Source organism: Streptomyces flavidovirens DSM 40150 (genome assembly GCF_000429085.1).
Classification (GTDB): Bacteria; Actinomycetota; Actinomycetes; order Streptomycetales; family Streptomycetaceae; genus Streptomyces; species Streptomyces flavidovirens.
Window position 1 is genome coordinate 150,761 of the sequence record NZ_AUBE01000003.1, and the last position, 20,172, is coordinate 170,932.

Annotated in this window: 20 protein-coding genes and 1 other RNA gene; 10 read left to right on the forward strand and 11 right to left on the reverse strand. The window is 72.0% G+C overall.

The features are described from left to right. Nucleotides 1-6: 6 nt before the first annotated feature. Both G412_RS0105940 and G412_RS0105945 read left to right on the forward strand, forming a co-directional pair. Entirely contained in the window at nt 7-1,083 is a 1,077-nt protein-coding gene (locus G412_RS0105940; RefSeq protein ID WP_028811257.1) for a Zn-dependent alcohol dehydrogenase, read from the forward strand. Nucleotides 1,084-1,099: 16 nt separating this feature from the next. Further along, nucleotides 1,100-2,059, forward strand: a complete 960-nt coding sequence (locus G412_RS0105945; RefSeq protein ID WP_028811258.1) for a 3-oxoacyl-ACP reductase — start codon at nt 1,100-1,102, stop codon at nt 2,057-2,059. 141 nt (nt 2,060-2,200) lie between these two features. On the opposite strand, the gene G412_RS40065 is transcribed toward G412_RS0105945, so the two are convergent. After that, entirely contained in the window at nt 2,201-2,356 is a 156-nt protein-coding gene (locus G412_RS40065; protein WP_167546444.1) for a hypothetical protein, read from the reverse strand. A gap of 110 nt (nt 2,357-2,466) precedes the next feature. Then, a complete protein-coding gene (locus tag G412_RS0105955; protein WP_208857844.1) occupies nt 2,467-3,630 on the reverse strand; it encodes a hypothetical protein in 1,164 nt (387 codons plus the stop codon). Nucleotides 3,631-3,927: 297 nt separating this feature from the next. On the opposite strand from G412_RS0105955, the gene G412_RS0105960 reads away from it, so the two are divergent. The 3 genes from G412_RS0105960 to G412_RS0105970 are packed head-to-tail and all read left to right on the forward strand — an operon-like array spanning nt 3,928 to nt 6,802. Further along, complete coding sequence (locus G412_RS0105960; protein WP_028811260.1) at nt 3,928-4,812, forward strand: Nif3-like dinuclear metal center hexameric protein; 885 nt, start codon at nt 3,928-3,930, stop codon at nt 4,810-4,812. Next, entirely contained in the window at nt 4,809-5,552 is a 744-nt protein-coding gene (locus G412_RS0105965) for a CT398-like coiled coil hairpin domain-containing protein (protein ID WP_078606821.1), read from the forward strand. The genes G412_RS0105960 and G412_RS0105965 overlap by 4 nt, the downstream gene beginning before the upstream one ends. Nucleotides 5,553-5,554: 2 nt before the next feature. Further along, entirely contained in the window at nt 5,555-6,802 is a 1,248-nt protein-coding gene (locus G412_RS0105970) for a bifunctional RNase H/acid phosphatase (RefSeq protein WP_028811262.1), read from the forward strand. Between the two features lie 474 nt (nt 6,803-7,276). Here the strand turns inward: G412_RS0105970 and eda are convergent, their stop codons facing one another. Beyond that, the gene (eda, locus tag G412_RS0105975; RefSeq protein ID WP_028811263.1) at nt 7,277-7,894 is read right to left on the reverse strand and encodes a bifunctional 4-hydroxy-2-oxoglutarate aldolase/2-dehydro-3-deoxy-phosphogluconate aldolase; all 618 of its coding nucleotides are present in this window, start codon (nt 7,892-7,894) and stop codon (nt 7,277-7,279) included. Nucleotides 7,895-7,956: 62 nt separating this feature from the next. Next, the gene (gene yaaA, locus G412_RS0105980) at nt 7,957-8,760 is read right to left on the reverse strand and encodes a peroxide stress protein YaaA (RefSeq protein WP_028811264.1); all 804 of its coding nucleotides are present in this window, start codon (nt 8,758-8,760) and stop codon (nt 7,957-7,959) included. A gap of 91 nt (nt 8,761-8,851) precedes the next feature. Here yaaA and G412_RS0105985 point away from each other — a divergent pair, with 91 nt between their 5' ends. Continuing rightward, nucleotides 8,852-10,294, forward strand: coding sequence for an RNB domain-containing ribonuclease (locus tag G412_RS0105985; RefSeq protein WP_028811265.1), 1,443 nt, complete (start codon nt 8,852-8,854; stop codon nt 10,292-10,294). On the opposite strand, the gene G412_RS0105990 is transcribed toward G412_RS0105985, so the two are convergent. Then, nucleotides 10,245-11,048 (reverse strand): hypothetical protein, encoded by an 804-nt coding sequence (locus tag G412_RS0105990; RefSeq protein ID WP_037647873.1) that lies wholly within the window; start codon nt 11,046-11,048, stop codon nt 10,245-10,247. The two genes, G412_RS0105985 and G412_RS0105990, sit on opposite strands and share 50 nt — an antisense overlap. Then, nucleotides 11,045-11,794 carry a MerR family transcriptional regulator gene (locus G412_RS0105995; protein ID WP_028811267.1) on the reverse strand — a complete coding sequence of 250 codons (750 nt, stop codon included), beginning with the start codon at nt 11,792-11,794 and terminating at the stop codon, nt 11,045-11,047. The genes G412_RS0105990 and G412_RS0105995 overlap by 4 nt, the downstream gene beginning before the upstream one ends. Before the next feature lie 142 nt (nt 11,795-11,936). Here G412_RS0105995 and rnpB point away from each other — a divergent pair. Further along, an RNA gene (rnpB, locus tag G412_RS37100) (RNase P RNA component class A) lies at nt 11,937-12,340 on the forward strand. 47 nt (nt 12,341-12,387) lie between these two features. Here the strand turns inward: rnpB and G412_RS0106000 are convergent. The 3 genes from G412_RS0106000 to G412_RS0106010 all read right to left on the reverse strand — a co-directional run bounded on the left by G412_RS0106000 (nt 12,388) and on the right by G412_RS0106010 (nt 14,444). Beyond that, complete coding sequence (locus tag G412_RS0106000) at nt 12,388-12,579, reverse strand: hypothetical protein (RefSeq protein WP_157839064.1); 192 nt, start codon at nt 12,577-12,579, stop codon at nt 12,388-12,390. A gap of 185 nt (nt 12,580-12,764) precedes the next feature. Further along, complete coding sequence (locus tag G412_RS0106005; protein WP_028811269.1) at nt 12,765-13,655, reverse strand: PhzF family phenazine biosynthesis protein; 891 nt, start codon at nt 13,653-13,655, stop codon at nt 12,765-12,767. A gap of 36 nt (nt 13,656-13,691) precedes the next feature. Beyond that, nucleotides 13,692-14,444 (reverse strand): SDR family oxidoreductase, encoded by a 753-nt coding sequence (locus G412_RS0106010; protein WP_028811270.1) that lies wholly within the window; start codon nt 14,442-14,444, stop codon nt 13,692-13,694. Nucleotides 14,445-14,536: 92 nt separating this feature from the next. Here G412_RS0106010 and G412_RS0106015 point away from each other — a divergent pair, with 92 nt between their 5' ends. Beyond that, nucleotides 14,537-16,213 (forward strand): alkaline phosphatase D family protein, encoded by a 1,677-nt coding sequence (locus tag G412_RS0106015; protein ID WP_078606822.1) that lies wholly within the window; start codon nt 14,537-14,539, stop codon nt 16,211-16,213. 17 nt (nt 16,214-16,230) lie between these two features. On the opposite strand, the gene G412_RS0106020 is transcribed toward G412_RS0106015, so the two are convergent. Continuing rightward, a complete protein-coding gene (locus G412_RS0106020; protein ID WP_078606823.1) occupies nt 16,231-17,235 on the reverse strand; it encodes a Gfo/Idh/MocA family protein in 1,005 nt (334 codons plus the stop codon). Nucleotides 17,236-17,315: 80 nt separating this feature from the next. Between G412_RS0106020 and G412_RS0106025 the strand changes: the two genes are divergently transcribed. Beyond that, nucleotides 17,316-18,599 (forward strand): multidrug effflux MFS transporter, encoded by a 1,284-nt coding sequence (locus G412_RS0106025; protein WP_028811273.1) that lies wholly within the window; start codon nt 17,316-17,318, stop codon nt 18,597-18,599. Nucleotides 18,600-18,639: 40 nt separating this feature from the next. Here G412_RS0106025 and G412_RS0106030 read toward each other — a convergent pair whose 3' ends face one another. After that, complete coding sequence (locus tag G412_RS0106030) at nt 18,640-19,047, reverse strand: MerR family transcriptional regulator (protein ID WP_028811274.1); 408 nt, start codon at nt 19,045-19,047, stop codon at nt 18,640-18,642. 49 nt (nt 19,048-19,096) lie between these two features. Here G412_RS0106030 and G412_RS0106035 point away from each other — a divergent pair, with 49 nt between their 5' ends. Further along, a complete protein-coding gene (locus G412_RS0106035) occupies nt 19,097-19,981 on the forward strand; it encodes an NAD(P)-dependent oxidoreductase (RefSeq protein ID WP_028811275.1) in 885 nt (294 codons plus the stop codon). Nucleotides 19,982-20,172: the final 191 nt, after the last annotated feature.

A 20,172-nucleotide genomic window follows, 5' to 3' on the forward strand; every position in this document is an offset into this window, starting at 1 on the left:
CGTACCGTGCGCGCAGCCGTACTGCACGAGATAGGGCAGGACAAGCTCGAAGTCCTCGACGACGTCGAGGCGGTGGGCTTCGGCCCCGGCAAGGTCAAGCTCCGCGTCCGGGCCACCGGACTGTGCCACTCCGACGTCTCCGCGATGAGCGGCGTACTGCCGCAGCCCGCCCCCTTCATACCGGGACACGAAGGCGCGGGCGAGGTGGTCGACATCGGTGACGGCGTCACCGGGATCAGCCAGGGGGACCGCGTCCTGGTCTGCTGGCTGCCCGCGTGCGCCTCCTGCCCCTCCTGCAAGCGCGGCCAGACGCACCTGTGTCTGGCCGGGCTCATGAACGCGGGCACGCCCAACTTCAAGCGCCCCGGCGGCGACGTCTTCGGCTTCGCCGGCACCGGCACCTTCACCGAGGAGGTGGTGGTGGACGCGGGCTGCGCCGTTCCGATACCCGACGACCTGCCGTACGAGATCGCCGCCCTCATCGGCTGCGGCGTGACGACGGGACTCGGCGCGGCCATCAACACGGCGCGGGTGGAGGCCGGTTCGTCGGTCGCCGTCATTGGTTGCGGCGGCGTCGGCATCTCGGCGATCCAGGGCGCGCGGGTGCAGGGCGCGGCGCAGATCGTCGCGGTCGACCCGGTAGCCTCGCGGCGCGAGGCGGCGCTGAGGTTCGGCGCGACGGAAGCGGTCTCGCCGGACGAGCTGGCCGACGCCAAGCAGCGCGTCACGGCCGGCGAGGGCTTCGACTACGTCTTCGAGGTCGTCGGCAAGTCGGCCACGGCCCGCACCGCCTACGAGACGACGCGGCGCGGCGGCACGCTGTGTGTCGTCGGCGCGGGCGCCATGGACGACTTCTTCCAGCTCAACATGTTCGAGCTGTTCTTCGACGAGAAGCGGATACTGCCGTCCATGTACGGGGGCGGGGACGTGCTCCGTTCGTACGAGCGGGCCATCGCGCTGTGGCGCGCCGGGCGGATCGACCTGGAGGGCCTGATCACCCACCGGGTGCGACTGGACGGGATCAACGACGCCCTGGACCAAATGCGTACGGGCGAGGCCCTGCGTACGTGCATAGAGATCTGAGGGGAGGGGACCACGGATGTCACTGCCACCGTCACCGGCACTGCCGCTCGACGGGCTGTCCGCGATCGTCACGGGCGCGGGCCGCGGCCTGGGCCGCGCGGAGGCCCTGGAACTGGCCCGGCTCGGCGCGCGCGTCGTCGTCAACGACTACGGGCAGCCGGGGCGCGACGGCTCGGGCGAGGCGTCGGCGGCCCCTGCCGAGGAGGTTGCCGCGGAGATCCGGGCGGCGGGCGGGCGGGCCGTGGCCCACCTCGGCGACGTATCGGACCATGAACAGGCGGGCGCACTGGTCGAGCTGGCCGTCGATACGTACGGAAAGCTGGACATCCTGGTCAACAACGCGGGCATTCTCCGCGACCGGATGGTCTTCTCGATGACCGAGGACGAGTGGGACTCGGTCATCCGCGTCCACCTCAAGGGCCACTTCAACACCACCCGCTTCGCGGCAGCTCACTGGCGGGCACGCTCCAAGGCGGCGGGGGCCCCGGTCTACGGGCGGATCGTCAACACCTCGTCGGAGGCGTACCTGGCGGGATCGGCCGGGCAGCCCAACTACGCGGCGGCGAAGGGCGGCATCGTCGGGCTGACGACGTCGACGGCGCTGGCGCTGGCGAAGTACGGCGTAACGGCCAACGCCATCTGCCCGCGGGCGCGTACACGCATGACCGAGGACGTGTTCGCCGGATTCGCGGAGCCGGCGGGCGGCGAACTCGACGCGCTGGCGCCCGAGCACGTGTCCCCGCTGGTCGGCTACCTCGCGTCGCCTGCGGCCGGGGGAGTCAACGGCCAGTTGCTCGTCGTCCACGGCGGCATGGTCGCGGTCATGGAACGGCCGAAGGTGGCGGCCAAGTTCGACACGGCGAAGGAGGTCTTCTCGTACGAGGAGCTGACGCAACGGCTGTCGCTGTACTTCGAGGACCGCCCGCCGAACGAGACGTTCGGGGCGGCGGAGGTACTGGGCCTGAAGCGGGGGTGAGGGGGGCGGCAGCGGCTTTGCGGGCGTGTCCCCAAACGCCGGACGGGCCGGATCTGACCGCTGAGCGGCAATTTCCGGCCCTTCCGGCGCTTGAGGAGCGCGGTCCGGGGCCGGAACCCCGTTCAGGAAGCGCTCCGCCCCCTACGCCCGGCGGTGGCGGCCGTGGGCCGGGGCGGTGGAGTCCTCCGTGGTGGCCGCACCTCCGCGGTGCCTGCCGGAGCGGTGGCCGGCGTCGTCCCGTTCGGCGGCCGAAGGCTGCGGCCGCGTCTGGGTCGTGTCGGTTCGGGCTTCAGACATGTTGGGAGATCCCCTGGAATCGCTGCGATCACTTTCACGTGGTGCAAGGCCCGCCCCGCCGTCACCACCGGCGTTCAGTCGCAACGACCGCGTAACACCAGGGCCCGAGTCTAACCACGTGCCCCGCGCCCGGTGAGGGGCGCCTGCTGGAGCGGTACGGGCTTGCACACCACAGGAGTGTCCGGAGCCGCAAACGGTTCCCCACCTGCGCATTCCACTTGTGGGGGTTCAGTGATCACCACGTCCTCCGGAGCCTCGACCCGAGCCACCCCGCACGGCACCACCCCCGTCGAGTACGGCAGTCGCAGCACCCCCTCGCGCGTCCAGAGCCCGGCCCCCGCCAGCCACCCCCGCGGCGGTGCGAGGTGATGCAGCCTGCGCCCCGCCGGACGCCACACCCCGACCCAGCTCCCCGCCGCCCCCTCGATCCGCAGCGCCACCGCGCAGCTCTCCGGCGTCAGTACCTGCCCCGGCTGCACCGCGAACGGCGTCACCGCGCAGTCGGCAGGCGCCAGCGACTCCGGGAATCGCACCGGCAGCATGCTCCCCAGCACCCCCCACCCCAGCCGCTCGTGCCCCGGCGCGTCCGACCGGATCAGCAGCAGCCCGCTGTCCGGATCGGCCAGCAGCAGCCGGTCGTTGCTGCCCTCCGTGATCTGCAGCAGCGGCGTCACCTCCCCGCCCCGCTCCAGGTCGACCGCCACCGCCTTCGTCACCCCGCCGGCCTCCCGGTCCAGGGCGAGCATCCGTCCCGTACGGTCGAGCCATACGCCGCCCGAGCAGCGCCCCGAGATCTCGGCGACGTGCTCGGGACCGAAGGCGCCGCCCGCCACCAGCCACACGGTCGTGGACCGTTCGCCCACGGACAGGGCGTACGCACGCGAGCCGTCCGGGGCCGGCGGCAGCAGCTCCAGCCGCTCGCACTCGACCGCGCCCATCGGCAGCTCGCCGGTGCGTGGTCCCGTCGGGTACAGCAGCGAGAAGGAGTGCCGCCCCGCGCCGCTGCCGAAGGCGTGCGAGGCACCTCCCTGCCGCCGGTGGATCAGCACCCGCCCGTCCGACAGGGGCAGGAGTCCGGTGTCCGGTTCCTCGGGCTGGTCGGCGGGCAGCGGCACGGCGTACGGCTCGGGGCCGTCGAGCGTCCACCGCTCGGGGAACCGCGCGTCTCCCGCGCCGGCCAGCCGCGCGGCGTAGGAACCGTCAGCGGCGATCGTGAACACCGTCTCACTCACCGCGTCGCCATCAGCCGCGGTCTCGATGGCACAGGCCGTCATCGGGCCATCACCTCCGACCACCGAAGCTAGTTTTCGCACTTCCTGCCGAACAACACGCAACCGCCCACTTCACACATAAGGGTGGCCACCGCCTGGTTCCCCTGAGATGACGGAGACGGGTGTGCTGGGCGATGCGCGGGTGGCGACAAAGTAAGCCGAACCTAACCTGTACCTGATCCTCGGCAGCCGGCTGTGCGCGCCGCCGAACAAGGTCCTCGACGACCCGCACGGCCACCTGGTCAGGCAGGCCGCCTATGCCATGACCGGCGGGGCACCCGGCGCAGGTAACCTGTCTGCGTGCCCCGTCTGTCTGAAGTCATCGCCGCACTCGACGCCCTCTGGCCCCCCGAGCGGGCCGAAAGCTGGGACGCGGTCGGCACGGTCTGCGGCGAACCCGACGCCGAGGTGACCCGGGTCCTGTTCGCCGTCGACCCCGTCCAGGAGACCGTCGACGAAGCGGTGAAGCTCGGCGCGAACCTCCTCGTCACCCACCACCCGCTCTACCTGCGCGGTACGACGACGGTCGCCGCATCCACCTTCAAGGGCCGCGCCGTACACACCCTCATCAAGAACGACATCGCGCTGCACGTCGCCCACACCAACGCCGACAGCGCCGACCCCGGCGTCTCCGACGCCCTCGCCGGAGCGCTGGACCTGCGGGTCACCGGGCCGCTGGTCCCCGACCCCACCGACCCCGAGGGCCGCCGCGGCCTCGGCCGCGTCTGCGAGCTCGACCCCCCGGCAACGCTCGGCCACTTCGCGGCCCGCGTCGCCGCCCGGCTGCCCGCCACCGCGCAGGGCATCCGCGTCGCCGGTGACCCCGACGCGCTCATCAGCACCGTCGCCGTCAGCGGCGGCTCCGGCGACAGCCTCTTCGCCGACGTACGGGCGGCCGGCGTGGACGCCTTCGTCACGGCGGACCTGCGCCACCACCCGGCCTCCGAGGCCCGCGAACACACCCCTCTCGCGCTGATCGACGCCGCGCACTGGGCCACCGAGTGGCCCTGGTGCGAGCAGGCCGCCGCACAGCTCGACGAGATCTCCGACCGTCACGGATGGGACCTGCGCGTCCACGTCTCCAAGACGGTCACCGACCCCTGGACCTCCCACCACGCCCCCACCACCGCCCTTCCGACGAGCGCTTCGCGCGCCCCCTTTGATTCTTCTGGAGCCCCCAACTGAACGCCGCGCCCGCCGACCAGATCCGTCTCCTCGACGTACAGGCCCTCGACCTGCGCCTGTCCCAGCTCGCCCACCGGCGCAGCTCCCTCCCCGAGCATGCCGAGATCGAATCGCTCACCAAGGACCTCGCGCAGCTTCGTGACCTGCTGGTCGCCGCGCAGACCGAGGAGAGCGACACCGCCCGCGAGCAGATCAAGGCCGAGCAGGACGTCGACCAGGTCCGCCAGCGCGCCGTGCGCGACCAGCAGCGCCTCGACTCGGGCGCCGTCTCGTCGCCCAAGGACCTGGAGAACCTCCAGCGCGAGATCGTTTCCCTCGCCAAGCGCCAGGCCGACCTGGAGGACGTCGTCCTCGAAGTCATGGAGCGCCGCGAGTCCATCCAGGAGCGGATCGCCGAACTGACCGAGCGCGTCTCCTCCGTCCAGGCCAAGGCCGACGACGCGACCGCGCGCCGCGACGCCGCGACTCAGCAGATCGACGCCGAGGTCGCCACGGTCACCAAGGAGCGCGAGGTCGCCTCCGCGACCATCCCCGCCGACCTCCTGAAGCTGTACGAGAAGCTCCGCGTCCAGTCCGGCGGCGTCGGCGCGGCCCGCCTCTACCAGCGCCGCTGCGAGGGCTGCCAACTGGAGCTCAACATCACCGAGGTCAACGAGGTGCGGGCCGCCGCCCCCGACACGGTCGTGCGGTGCGAGAACTGCCGCCGCATCCTTGTCCGTACGTCCGAGTCCGGCCTGTAGCCATGGGACGCAGCCTCGTCATCGAGGCCGACGGCGGCTCCCGCGGCAACCCGGGCCCCGCCGGTTACGGCGCGGTCGTCCTCGACCCGGAGACGGGAGAGACGCTCGCCGAAGCCGCCGAGTACATCGGCGTCGCCACGAACAACGTCGCGGAGTACAAGGGCCTGATCGCCGGGCTGCGCGCCGCGCACGCGCTCGCACCCGACGCGACCGTCCACGTCCGCATGGACTCCAAACTCGTCGTCGAGCAGATGTCCGGCCGCTGGAAGATCAAGCACCCGGACATGAAGCCCCTCGCGGCCGAGGCCGCGACGGTCTTCCCGCGCGTCCGCGTCACCTACGAGTGGATCCCCCGCGAGAAGAACAAGCACGCCGACCGGCTCGCCAACGAGGCGATGGACGCGGGCAAGAAGGGCAAGAAGTGGGAGGCGTCGGCCTCCACGGCCGACCTGGACTCCCGTGCCTCCGCCCCGCCGCGTGTGGTGGGCGACGCCGTGGCCGGTGCGGCCAGGGCCCGGGCGGCGCTGGGGCGCGCGGTCGCCGAGCCGCTGACCCTGCCCGACGCCGCGGAGGCCGAGCCCGCCCCGGCCGCCGCGACCGTGGGCTGGGGCGCCTCCGCCGACCTCGGTACGCCCGCGACCTTCGTGCTCCTGCGCCACGGCGAGACCGCGCTCACCCCCGAGAAGCGGTTCTCCGGGAGCGGTGGCTCCGACCCCGAGCTGTCGGCGGTCGGCCGCCGCCAGGCCGAAGCAGTCGCCACGACCCTGGCCGCGCGCGGCACCGTACAGGAAATCGTCAGCTCGCCACTGCGGCGCTGCCGCGAGACGGCGGACGCGGTGGCGGCGCGGCTCGGACTGGACGTACGCATCGAGGAGGGCCTGCGCGAGACGGACTTCGGGGCCTGGGAGGGCCTGACGTTCGCCGAGGTCCGCGAGCGGTACCCCGCGGACCTGGACGCCTGGCTGGCCTCCCCGAAGGCGGCGCCGACGGGCGGGGGCGAGAGCTTCGCCACCGTGGCGCGGCGGGTGTCGACGACGCGGGACAAGCTGATCGCCCGCTACGCGGGCCGCACGGTCCTGGTGGTCAGCCACGTGACGCCGGTCAAGACGCTGGTACGGCTGGCGCTGGGCGCACCGCCCGAGTCCCTGTTCCGCATGGAACTCTCGGCGGCGTCGCTGTCGGCGGTGGCGTACTACGCGGACGGCAACGCGTCGCTGCGCCTGCTGAACGACACGTCGCACCTGCGGTGAGCGGGGGCGGGGGCCGGGGCGTTGGGCGGGGGAACCGTTGGGTGCCGGTGGGTGTGCGCGTGCCGGGTGCCGGGCCCTACGGGAGCGGCATTCGGGACTGCATGATTTAGGCGCGTTGCGGGGGTGCCTGAAAGCCTCCCGGCGTCCAGCCCACAAATCACGCTTTACGTCCCGAACACCGCTCCCTACGGCCCCGGCCCCCTCCGGTGCGTCGTGGCGCGGCACCCTGCCGTTCGGGGAGGGAGGGGGAAAGCAGCCCGCGCTTCGGGCGGCCGGCACTGTTTCCACCGGCGGGAGGGGGCGGGGCGCGCAGGGGGTGGTGTTCGGGACGTAAAGCGTGATTTGTGCGCAGGGAGTGGGCGTCGTACAAGGGAACGCTGGGCTGCGGCTAAATCATGCAGTCCCGAACGCCGCCCCCGGAGCGGCCCGGCCCCGGCACCCACGCGCGGCCCCGGCGCCCCGGCTCGGCGCCGCCTACCGTCGCAGCGCTGCCGCCTCTCGGGCCAGGGTCTCCACGCGGGGCCAGTCCTTCGTGGTCAGTGCGGCCGGCGGGAGCATCCAGGTGCCGCCCACGCAGCCCACGTTCGCGAGGGCCAGGTACGACGGTGCCGAAGCCAGGGTGATGCCGCCCGTCGGGCAGAAGCGGGCCTGGGGGAGTGGGGCGCCCAGGGACTTCAGGTACGCCGTACCACCCGCCGCCTCCGCCGGAAAGAACTTCATCTCCGTCACGCCGCGCTCCAGCAGCGCCACGACCTCCGAGGCCGTCGAGACCCCCGGCAGGAACGGCACCCCGGACCCCTTCATCGCGTCCAGCAGCGTGTCCGTCCACCCCGGACTCACCAGAAAGCGCGCCCCGGCCGCCACCGCGTCGGCCACCCCGGCGGGGGAAATCACCGTGCCGGCCCCGACCACCGCGTCCGGCACCTCCGCCGCGATGGCCCGGATCGAGTCGAGCGCGGCCGGTGTCCGCAACGTCACCTCGATGGCCGGCAGCCCGCCCGCGACGAGCGCCCGTGCGAGCGGCACCGCGTCGGCGGCGTCCTCCAGGACAACGACAGGGACGACGGGCGCGAGGTCGAGCACGGAAGGCATGCCGCCATCCTGCCGCCGACGGGTGCTCTGTGCAACGACCGTTGCGCACAGTGCAACCACGCCTAGTGGATCTCTTTCACCACCACGTCCAGCGACCACGCCTTGCCCGCCTTCGCCGGAGCCGACGCCTCCACGACGTACCCCAGATCCCGCAGCACGGACACCAGCTCCGCCGGGTCGGCCGGAGCCGCGCCCGCCACGAGCAGGTCCCGTACGATCCGCCCCTTCGTCGCCTTGTTGAAGTGGCTGACGACGGACCGCTTCTCGACCCCCGCCGCGTCGATCCGCGCGTGCAGCACCCGCACGGTGGCCGTGCGCCCCGCCACGTCACCCTTCGGCTTCCAGGCCGCCGTGTACGCCGACGACCGCAGGTCAAGCACCAGACCGTCGCCCGCGGCCACCGGCATCGCGGCGGCCATCGGCTCGCGCCAGTACGCCCCCAGCGCGCCCAGTCCCGGCAGCTTCACGCCCATGGAGCACCGGTACGAGGGGATCCGGTCGCCGATCCCCACCGCGCCCCACAGCCCGGAGAACACCAGCAGCGACTGCCGGGCCCGCTCGCGCGCGGCGGCGTCCAGGGTGGCGAGGCCCAGCGCGTCGTACAGCACGCCGGTGTAGATCTCACCGGCGGGCCGGGCACCGGCGGTCCGCAGTCCGACGTTCTTGGCGATCTCGCCGCGCAGCCCCTCGCTCAGCCCGAGGACGACGCGGGCCTTCTCCTCGTCGGCGGCGCACAGCTCCACCAGCTCGTCCAGCACCGCGGCCCGCGCCCCGGTGAGTTCCGGCAGCGAGAGGGACTCCGGCTTCAGGGGCGCGCCGGCCCCGCTGGCGGCCTTTCCCTCGGACGGCGGCAAGAGCACGAGCACAGCGGAACTCCTTCGGATACGTACACACCAAAACGCCAGGGTAAGCGGAGCCCGCCATGCCGCCCGGCCCGACCGGACCTACGCTCGGACCATGCCCCGCCGCCATATCCATGTGACCGGTGCACCGGAGGCTCCCCTCCGGGCAGCCCTGCGCACGCTGCGCAGCACGCTCGATGTGCCGGACGAGTTCCCGGCCGAGGTCCTCGCGGAAGCGGAACAGGCCGCGAGGGCCCCCCGGCTGCCCGCGTACGACGCGACCGGCATCCCGCTGTTCACCATCGACCCGCCGGGTTCCGCCGACCTCGACCAGGCGATGCACCTGGCCCGCCGGGAAGGCGGCGGGTACCGCGTGCACTACGCCATCGCGGACGTGGCCGCCTTCGTCGCGCCGGGCGGCGCGCTGGACGCCGAGGCGCACCGCAGGGTGATGACGCTGTACTTCCCGGACGGGAGGATTCCGCTGCACCCGCCCCGGCTTTCGGAGGGCGCGGCGAGTCTGCTCCCGGACCAGACGCGCCCCGCCCTCCTGTGGTGCCTCGACCTCGACGCGCACGGCCGTACCGAGGCGGTCGACGTACGACGCGCGCTCGTACGCAGCCGGGCCAGGCTCGACTACTCCGGCGTCCAGCAGCAGATCGACGCGGGCACGGCCGAGGAGCCGGTCGCGCTGCTGCGTGACATCGGGCGGCTGCGCGAGGCGCTGGAGCGCGAGCGCGGCGGAATCTCGCTGAACGTCCCGGAGCAGGAGATCGTCGAACGCGGCGACTCGTACTTCCTCGGCTTCCGCGCGCCGCTGCCGGCCGATGGCTGGAACGCCCAGATCTCCCTCCTCACCGGCATGGCCGCCGCCGACCTGATGACCGCAGCGGGCACCGGCATCCTGCGCACCCTGCCCGCCGCCCCCGTCGGCGAGGTGGCGCGCCTGCGCCGGTCGGCGAAGGCGCTGCGCATCGAGTGGCCGCATCACACGTCGTACGCCGAGATCGTCCGCTCCCTGGACCCGACGAAGGCCGCGCACGCCGCGTTCCTCCAGGAGTGCACGACGCTGCTGCGCGGCGCGGGCTACACCGTCTTCACGGAGGGGAAGGTCCCCGACCCCGCCGTCCATGCGGCGGTCGCCGCCCCGTACACGCACTGCACGGCACCGCTGCGCCGCCTCGCCGACCGTTACGCGGGCGAGCTGTGCGTCGCCGCGGTCGCGGGCGAGGAGCCGCCGCAGTGGGTACGGGACGCGCTGCCCGGCCTCCCGCAGGAGATGGCGGCCGGCACGCGGCGGGCGAGCACCGTGGAGCGCGAGTGCGTGGACATCGTCGAGGCGGCGCTGCTCAGGGACCGGGTGGGCGAGCTGTTCAACGCCCACGTGGTCGATGTGCAGGAGCGCGACCCGGCCGTCGGCACCGTCCACCTGGACGACGTGGCGGTGGTCGGCCGGGTCGAGGGCGGCGACGGCGAGCTGCCGCTGGGAGAGCGCATCAGAGTACGGCTCACCCAGGCGGACCCGGGGTCGGCGAAGGTGCTGTTCGCCCCCGCGTGACGGCCGCCACGAGCGCGCGCGGGTCGTCGGCGTGAAAGCGCACGGCCCGCGTCTCGGCCCGCCCCCCGAGCGGCCGCAGGTAGGCGACGGGCTCGGTCAGCTCCAGCAGCACGGTGGTCTGCCCGCCCACGCTCAGGCCGAGTACGCCGTCCTCCTTGGCGTCGGAGTAGCGCCGTTCGACGCGTACGGACCTGATGGAGGCGGCCGGTACGCGCACGTCGTAGACCCCGCCGTACCGGATCCGCAGTGACCCGTCCGCGCCGACGACGTGCGGCCGGGTCACGCAGCCCGCGTGCAGCCCGAGGATCTGGACGACCGTGTAGACGTCAAGGAACAGCACGGTCGCGTGCACCGCCGGCCACGGGATGAGCAGCGCCAGCATCACCGTCTCGACGACGGCGACGAAGAGCAGGCCGTACATCATCGCGGTCTGCGGCCCGGTGTACGGCGCCGCGTACACCCCCGGCTCGACCCCGTGCCGCCGCCGCGCCACCCACAGCGCGAGACTGTGCAGCGCCCGCAGCTCGTGCCCGACGAGCCGCAGCACACGCACCGGAGCGGCGGCCCGCACCGCCGTCCAGCCCCCGGCGGCGTACAGCCGCCAGACGCGGAACGCCTGCCACACCAGGGCTGTGAGCACCAGCACCTCGGCAGCGACGATCACCAGGGGCGGCACCTCGGCCCCCGCCAGCAGACACATGACCAGTGTGATTTCGGCCGCCACGACGAAGAGCGCCGCAGCCCGCCCCTTCACCGCTCCATCCTGGCGGCGAGCAGCTCCATCACGCGTCGTACGACCGCCGCCTGCGCCGGAGCGAAGTCCGCCAGCATGGCTTCCCCGTACGCACCCGCCGCGGCGACAGGGCCCTGGGCCGGGATCGCTGCGAGCACCGCGTCCGGCACGGCCGCCGCGAGCTCGTCGGCGAGCGGGCCGATCCGGGGGTCGTCGCGAGAGGCGTCGGCGAGCGCGTCGATCCGCTCGTACAGCGCCAGTACGGCAGGGTCCCGGGTCATCGGTGCGAGGGCCCGCAGGACCTGATCGCTCTGCCCGTTGCCGGCCATCAGGGTCAGATGGGCCCTGTCCTTGGCCGCCGACGGCGAATCGGTGACCGGCAGACCGCCCAGCAGCTCGGCCAGCGCGGGCGAGACGGGCCCCTCGGCGGGCAGCGTCCCTGCCTCGGCCTGCGCCAGCAGCTCACCGAGCCGCGCTCGCCGCCGCCGGATCTCCGTCTCCTGAGTGGCGAGGTCGGTGTCCAGTTCGCGCAGTACGACGGCGAGTTCGGCCCCCGCGTCGTCGGCGAGGACGTCCCGCACCTCGTCGAGGCCGAGCCCGAGCTCGGTCAGTCGCCGGATGCGGGCCAGGGCGACGGCCTGCCGCACCCCGTACACCCGGTAACCGTTGGCCAGCCGCGGGGGCTCCGGCAGAAGCCCCTGGTGGTGGTAGTGCCGCACGGCGCGGGTGGTGACCCCGGCGAGCGCGGCGAGTTCTCCGATGCGCATGAGCCCCAGTAGAAACCTTGACGCTGCGGCAGGGTCAAGGGCGCCGCACCACGGGGCCGCACGCGACGGCATCGCGGGCCGGCGACGGCGGGCTTCGTCTGAGCGGGTACGTCCCGGCGGGTAGCATGGTCACCACGGCGGACGAGCCGGCCGGGCGGCCGCGTCAGTACCTTTCGGGGTGCTGCCGAGGAACGTCCGGGCTCCACAGGGCAGGGTGGTGGGTAACGCCCACCCGGGGTGACCCGCGGGACAGTGCCACAGAAAACAGACCGCCGGGGACCTCGGTCCTCGGTAAGGGTGAAACGGTGGTGTAAGAGACCACCAGCGCCTGAGGTGACTCAGGCGGCTAGGTAAACCCCACCCGGAGCAAGGTCAAGAGAGGCCGTCGCAAGACGGCCTTGCGCGGACGATCGAGGGCTGCCCGCCCGAGTCCGCGGGTAGACCGCACGAGGCCGGCGGCAACGCCGGTCCTAGATGGATGGCCGTCTCCCCGGCCGCCGCGAGGCGACCGGGCGACAGAACCCGGCGTACAGGCCGACTCGTCCGCCGCCCCTTCGGGGGCAGGCCCCTGATCTGCACTTGACGGTCGGGGGCTACCGGATGAAGACCAGCCGCTCCGCGAGTTCGTCAGCGAGTCCTGGCGGCACGTCGGCGTAGACCTCCAGCTCTTGGACGGAGTCGAAGCCGTGGCACGCGTCGCGGGCCTGGGCAACACGTTCGCCGAGTTCCGGTGTGAAGCCCGGCAGTGTGGTGCAAGGGTCGTGGCCGGTACGTTGGCGATACACCCTCAGCACGCGATCTCGGGTCAGTTCTGTTCGAGGTGGACCATGTCACTGCCCGGACCGTTGTACTGGATCTTCCCGAGGTGCGGTCCGGCCTTGTGCGTGCGGCCGCCTGGGTGGGGCCGGTGGCGGCGAGCCGGGGACCGCCGCCACGGCGAGCCGGGGGCCCCGCCGCCACCGGCGGGCGTTTACGCGGTCGGGGTGTCGGTTGGCTTCTCCGGGATGCGTGTGGCTGCGCCGCCGACCCTGATTCGCTTGTCGCCCGCGTGCAGTTCGACCGTCAGGACGCCCGGGCGTCCCATGTCGTCGCCCTGGTGGAGGGTCAGTACCGACTCCTCCGGTACGAGCGCCAGTTCGCGTGCGTACGCTCCGAACGCTGCCGCGGCGGCGCCCGTTGCCGGGTCCTCGATGACGCCTCCCACCGGGAACGGGTCGCGGACGTGGAACGTCGTCGCGTCCTCGCGCCACACCAGCTGAACCGTCGTCAGGTCGAGGCGGCGCATCAGCGCGGCCAGCCGCTCGAAGTCGTACGACAGCCGCGCCAGCCGCTCGCGGGTCGCGGCCGCCAGGATCAGGTGGCGGGCGCCGGCGTACGCGATGCGCGGCGGGAGCGCGGGGTCCAGGTCGGCGGCCGGCCAGTCCAGCGCCGCGAGTGCCTCCGCGACGTCGCTCCCGGCCGCGTCCTCGGTGTGCGGCTCGACACTGGTGAGAGTGGCGCGGTACGTGCCGTCCGGGCTCTCGGTCACCGTCACCGGAACCGTGCCGGCCCGCGTCTCGAAGAGCAGGTCGCCGGGGCGCCCCTGGTGCTCGGCGAGTGCCACGGCCGTCGCGACGGTCGCGTGGCCGCAGAACGGGACCTCGGCCTTCGGGCTGAAGTACCGGACCGTAAAGGCGCGTCCGGGCTCCAGCTCCTCCGTCAGGAACGCGGTCTCGCTGTAGCCCAGCTCGGCCGCCACGGCGAGCATGCCCGCGTCGTCGAGCCCGGCCGCGTCCAGGACGACGCCCGCCGGATTGCCGCCCTCCGGGTCGGTCGAGAAGGCGGTGTAACGCAGGACGTCGGTGTCGGTGAATGACTTCATACCGCGGCCAACGGCGGGCGGGGTCCCGGTGTTCCCTCAGCCTCGTCCGATGTACGGCATCGTCGTCGCCAGCACCGTCGCGAACTGCACATTTGCCTCAAGCGGCAGCTCCGCCATGTGCAGCACCGTGCGCGCCACGTCCCGTACGTCCATCACCGGCTCCGCCATCAGCTCGCCGTTCGCCTGGAGGATTCCGGCCTGCATCCGCTCCGTCATGTCCGTCGCCGCGTTGCCGATGTCGATCTGGCCGCACGCGATCCGGTAAGGACGCCCGTCCAGCGACAGTGACTTCGTCAGGCCCGTCATGGCGTGCTTGGTGGTCGTGTACGCGATGGAGTTCGGCCGGGGCGCGTGCGCCGAGATCGAACCGTTGTTGATGATCCGCCCGCCCTGCGGGTCCTGACCCTTCATCTGCCGGAACGCGGCCTGCGCGCACAGGAACGAGCCCGTGACGTTCACGTCGACGACCGAGCGCCACTCCTCGTACCGGATGTCCTCCACCGGCACCCCGCGCGGCCCGAACGTGCCCGCGTTGTTGAAGAGCAGGTCAAGGCGCCCGTACCGCTCGCGTACGGCGGTGAAGAGGGCGTTCACGTCGGCCGGAAGCGACACGTCCGCCGGTACGCACATCGTCTCGCTGCCCGCTTCCCGCGCGGTTTCTTCCAGCGGCCCGGTACGCCGCCCCGCCAGCGCGACCGACCAGCCCGCGCCCGCCAGTGCGAGTGCGACGGCCCGGCCGATGCCCGAGCCCGCTCCGGTCACGACGGCGATCTTCGTCTGAGGGTTCATGGCCCAGCAGCGTACGTGACACGTACATGAAAGCGCGGCGACGCCCCGCGGCACTCCAATGCCTCTGACAACAGCCGTCAGGGGAGGGGCAGATGACGACCACATCTGGGGCATCTGGGGCATCTGGTGCGTCCGGGGTAGCTGGGGCATCAGGCCATGGCCGTGGCCACGGCCAGGAGCTCAGAGCCGCCGCCCGGCACATCCAGCGCCGCAGGTTCCTCACCGTCACCGGAGCCGCCGCCGCGCTCGCCTTCGCGACGAACCTTCCGGGGACCGCCCAGGCCGCGGAGCTCGACGCCAAGCGGATCACTGACGACCCCTTCACCCTCGGCGTCGCGTCCGGAGACCCGCTCCCCGGGTCCGTACTCCTGTGGACGAGACTCGCCCCGAAGCCGTACGAGCCGGACAGCGGCCTCCCGCGCGCCCGCGTCCAGGTGCGCTGGGAGCTCGCCCACGACGCCCGCTTCCGCCGGACCGTCAGGCGCGGTCACGCCACCGCGCACCCCGAGTTCCACCACAGCGTCCGCGTCGAGGCCGGCGGGCTCGCCCCCGACCGCGTCTACTACTACCGCTTCCGCGCGGGCGACTGGATCAGCCCCGTGGGCCGCACCCGCACCGCGCCCGCCCGCGGCGCCCGTATCAGCGAGCTGCGGCTCGCCGCCGTCTCCTGCCAGGCGTACCACGACGGCTATTTCACCCCGTACAAGCACCTCGCGGAGGAAGACCTCGACGTCGTCTTCCACCTCGGCGACTACCTCTACGAGTACGCGGTGAACGGCGTCGGCGGCGCCCGCGCCTACACCGACCGCCGGCTGCCCGGTCACTTCAACCGCGAGACCCTCACGCTGGAGGACTACCGGCTGCGGTACGCCCTCTACAAGTCCGACCCGGACCTGATGGCCGCGCACGCCGCGCACCCCTTCGTCGTCACCTGGGACGACCACGAGACGGAGAACAACTACGCGGGCGAGACCCCCGAGAACGGCGTACCGCCCGAGGAGTTCCTGCTGCGCAGGGCCGCGGCGTACCGCGCCTACTGGGAGAACCAGCCGCTGCGCGCCCCGCAGCGGCCCGACGGCTCCGACATGCGGCTCTACCGGCGGCTGCACTTCGGGCGGCTCGCGCAGTTCGACATCCTCGACACCCGCCAGTACCGCTCCAACCAGGCGTACAGCGACGGCTGGAAGCTGCCGGGCCCCGAGTCCGAGGACCCGTCGCGCACCATGACGGGCGCGGAGCAGGAGCGGTGGCTCATCGACGGCTGGCGCGAGTCGCGGGCGCTGTGGAACGTCGTACCGCAGCAGGTCACCTTCGCCCGCCGCCGCAGCGTGAACGACCCGAAGGTCAGCATGGACGCGTGGGACGGTTACCCGGCCTCGCGCAGGCGGGTGCTCGACGGGGCCCAGGCGGCGGGCGTGGACAACCTCATTGTGCTCACGGGTGACGTCCACGTCTCGTACGCGTTCGACCTGAAGAGGGACTTCGAGGACCCGGACTCGCGCACCGTCGGCACGGAGTTCGTCACCACCTCCATATCCAGCGGGAAGGACGGCGCGGAGCGGCCCGCCAACTACGACCGTCTGATGCGGGGCAACGCGCACCTGAAGTTCTACAACGGCCGGCGCGGCTATACGACGGTCACACTCGGCGAGGACGCGGCGCGCGCGGACTTCAGGACCGTGTCCGCCGTCACGACGCCCGGCGCACCGGTCACGACGGCGGCCTCGCTCGTGACGGAGGCGGGAAACCCCGGCCTGAAGCCCGCCTAGAGCCTGTACGGCGGCAGCTACGCGTCGTCTCCCGGATAGCGGACGCCGATGCGGTCGCGTACCGCGTCGAGCGTCCGCATGACGGCGAGGCTGCCGGCCAGCGGGACGAGCGGCGACTCCTTCTCGCCCGCGCGCAGGCAGCGCATGACCTCGGCGGCCTCGTACTGGAGGCTGTGACGACCGTCCACCCCGGCGGTGAACTCCTCGGGCTCCGCCCCCTCCCGGTGCAGCACGAACCGGTCCGGACAGAAGAAGCCGCGCCCCAGCTCTATCCGGCCCTTCGTCCCCGTCACGGCCGCCGTGATGGGGGTGTCGGCCGTGATGGAACAGCTCAGCAGTGCCGTCGCACCCGAATCCCACCCGAGCAGCATCCCCGTGTTCAGGTCCACCCCCTCCGGTGACAGCAGTGCGTCCGCCTGTACGCGGTCGGGCTCGCCGAGCAGCAGATGCGCGAACGACACCGGATACACGCCGAGGTCGAGCAGCGCCCCGCCGCCGAGCGCCAGGTCACGCAACCGGTGCTCGGGGGCGAACGGTCCGGCGAGCCCGAAATCGGCGTGTATGGTGCGCACTTCCCCCACCGCGCCGCCCTGCACCAGCTCCACGAGCCGCCGGACGACGGGGTTGCAGTACATCCACATCCCCTCCATCAGGAAGCGGTCGTGGCGCCGGGCCACGGCGACCAGCTCCTCGGCCTCACGGGAGTTGAGCGTGAACGCCTTCTCGCACAGCACCGCCCGGCCGGCCTCCAGGCACATCCCGGCAGCCACCCGGTGCGCGGAGTGCGGGCCCGCGACGTACACGACGTCCACGTCCTCGTCCGTGGCGAGCTCCGCCCAACTGCCGTACGCCCGCGGTATCCCGAACCGGTCGGCGAACGCCTTCGCGGTGGCCGTCGTACGGGAAGCCACCGCGACCACCTCCGCGCCGTCGGTTTCCCGCATCGCGAGCAGGTCCGCGGTGAACGACGACGCGATGCCGCCGGTCGCCAGCACGCCCCACCGCACGGTTTTCTCGCTCATCCCAGCCCCCAGCAAAAATGTCTCGACCACACCGGACGAGCTGAGAGCATAGGTACGGATTCAACGACATGGAGATGCGAATGCCGGAGACAGGCCAGTCCACGCAAGGTCACATATCCGGCGCGGAGGCGGAAACCACAGCTCTTTCCTCCCCCTCCGCGCGTCGCACCAGCCTCCTGGTCACGCTGGTACTCGGCGGTCTCACCGCCCTGCCACCGCTGTCCATGGACATGTACCTGCCCGCCCTGCCCGAGGTCACGAGATCCCTGGGCTCGCCCGCCGCCACCGTGCAGCTCACGCTGACCGCGTGCCTGGCCGGCATGGCGCTGGGGCAGCTGGTCGTCGGCCCGATGAGCGACAGGTTCGGCCGCCGCAGGCCCCTGCTCCTCGGCATGATCGTGTACGTCGTAGCCACCGCGATCTGCGCCTTCGCGCCCTCCACCGAACTTCTGATCGCCTTCCGCCTGCTTCAGGGCCTGGCGGGGGCGGCGGGCATCGTGATCGCCCGAGCGGTCGTGCGTGACCTCTACGACGGCGTCGAGATGGCCCGATTCTTCTCCACCCTCATGCTGATCTCCGGCGTCGCGCCGGTCATCGCACCCGTGATCGGCGGCCAGGTACTCCGCCTCACGGAATGGCGGGGCGTCTTCGTGGTCCTCACCGCCGTCGGCGTCCTCCTCACTCTCGTGGTGTGGAAGTGGCTGCACGAGACGCTGCCGGTGGAGCGGCGGCACGGGGGAGGCGTCGGCGAAGCCCTGCGCACGATGCGCGGCCTGCTCGCGGACCGGGTCTTCACCGGCTACACGCTGACCGGCGGCCTGGCCTTCGCCGCCCTCTTCGCGTACATCGCCGCGTCCCCCTTCGTGGTCCAGGAAATCTACGGCGCGTCCCCCCAGACCTTCAGCCTGCTCTTCGGCATCAACTCGGTCGGCCTGATCACCGTGGGCCAGATCAACGGCAAGCTGCTGGTGGGCCGCATCAGCATGGACAAGGTACTGACCGCGGGCCTGCTCCTCATCGCCCTGGCGTCCCTCGCCCTCCTCCTCATGACCACCGGCGTCTTCGGAGAGGTCGGCCTACTCCCCATCGCGGCGGGCCTCTTCGTTCTGATGTCGTCGATGGGCCTGGCCCTCCCCACCACCAACGCCCTGGCCCTGATGCGCACCCCGCACGCGGCGGGCTCGGCGTCCGCGCTGCTCGGTACGTCGTCGTTCCTGATCGGCGCCATCGCGTCCCCCCTGGTCGGCATCGCGGGCGAGGCGACAGCGGTCCCGATGGCCGTGGTCCAACTGACCTGCGCCCTGGCCTCCCTGACCTGCTTCGCGGCGCTGTGCCGCCCGTGGCAGCGCGCGGCGGCGGTGTGACGTCGACGGCTGGGCTCCGTACCCACGGCCGGGGTGCTGCTCAGGCGGGGACTGGCTCCAGGTCGGCACCGTCAAAGGGCGGATAGCTCTCGGTGTCCATTCGCTCAGCCGCGTCAATGTAGTACGCAAGAGCGTCGCGGGATTGAGCGAGCCTGTCCATCTGATCGTCCAGTCGCCGCAGCCGTGACCGCATGGCGGCCAGCAACTCGGGACATCCGGGCAGCTCCGGGGCCTCTCCCACCGCACAGGGCAGCAGGTACGCGATGTCCTCGGAGGACAAACCGGCACCCAGCAGGTGCCGGATCTGCTTCACCCGCAGTACGGCGTTCTCGTCGTACTCGCGGTAACCGTTGGCGCCGCGGTCTGCCTCCAGCAGGCCATGGGCCTCGTAGTAGCGCAACTGATGGGCGTTGACGCCCGTCCGACGACTCAGTTCCCCGATCAACATCGAAACCTCGCTTGACCTTCACACCGGCATCAACGTTGACGATCCTGTCATGACCAACAAAACCGATACACCCGTGACAGTCATCGGACTCGGACGGATGGGCCAGGCACTTGCCGGTGCGTTCCTGAAAGCCGGGCATCCCACAACCGTGTGGAACCGCACGACCTCCAAGGCCGATCAACTGGTGGCCGAGGGTGCCCAGCTGGCGCCAACGGCTGGCGACGCGCTCCAGGCCGGTTCCCTGACGATCATCTGCGTCACCGACTACCAGGCCATGCAGGAGCTGCTCGGCGCGAGCGATATCGAACTGGACGGCACGACGTTGATCAACCTGACCTCGGGCGACTCGGCCCAGGCCCGCGAAACCGCCCAATGGGCCGAGCAGCGCGGCGCCCATTACCTGGACGGCGCCATCATGGCCATTCCGCCGGCGATCGGGACCGCCGAGGCGGTCATTCTGCACAGCGGGCCGCAGTCGGACTTCGAGGCACACAGGTCAACACTCGACGCGCTCGGCACCGTCACCTACCTCGGCGCGGACCATGGGCTGGCGTCCCTGTACGACGTGGCCGGCCTGGCCATGATGTGGAGCGTCCTGAACGCCTGGCTCCAGGGCACTGCCCTGCTCAGGACGGCCGGTGTTGACGCCGCAACGTACGCGCCGTTCGCGCAGCAGATGGCTGCCGGTGTGGCCGAATGGCTGCCCGGATACGCCAAGCAGATCGACAGCGGCTCCTTCCCGGCCGAGGTGTCGGCCCTGGAGACCGAGGCGCGGACGATGACACACTTGATCGAGGAGAGCGAGGCGGCGGGCGTCAACGCCGAACTGCCGAAGTTGATCAAAGCGATGGCGGACCGCTCGATCGCCGCGGGACACGGTGGGGAGCAGTACCCCGTGCTGATAGAAGAGTTCGGCAAACCCCACGACGACTGACCGAGACAACGTCCGCCCTGGCGTCATCCTGGCCCCACCGTGCCGGTGGAGTTCCTGCTGCACGCCAGGTCCGCGACGCGCCGATCGGGATCTGCTCCCGATCGGCGCGACGGTGACATCGCTTCACGGCGGTCGGGCAAGAGGGCTGGGCCCCCGCGGCATCACGCCGTGTGGTGTGGCAGTACGGGCCC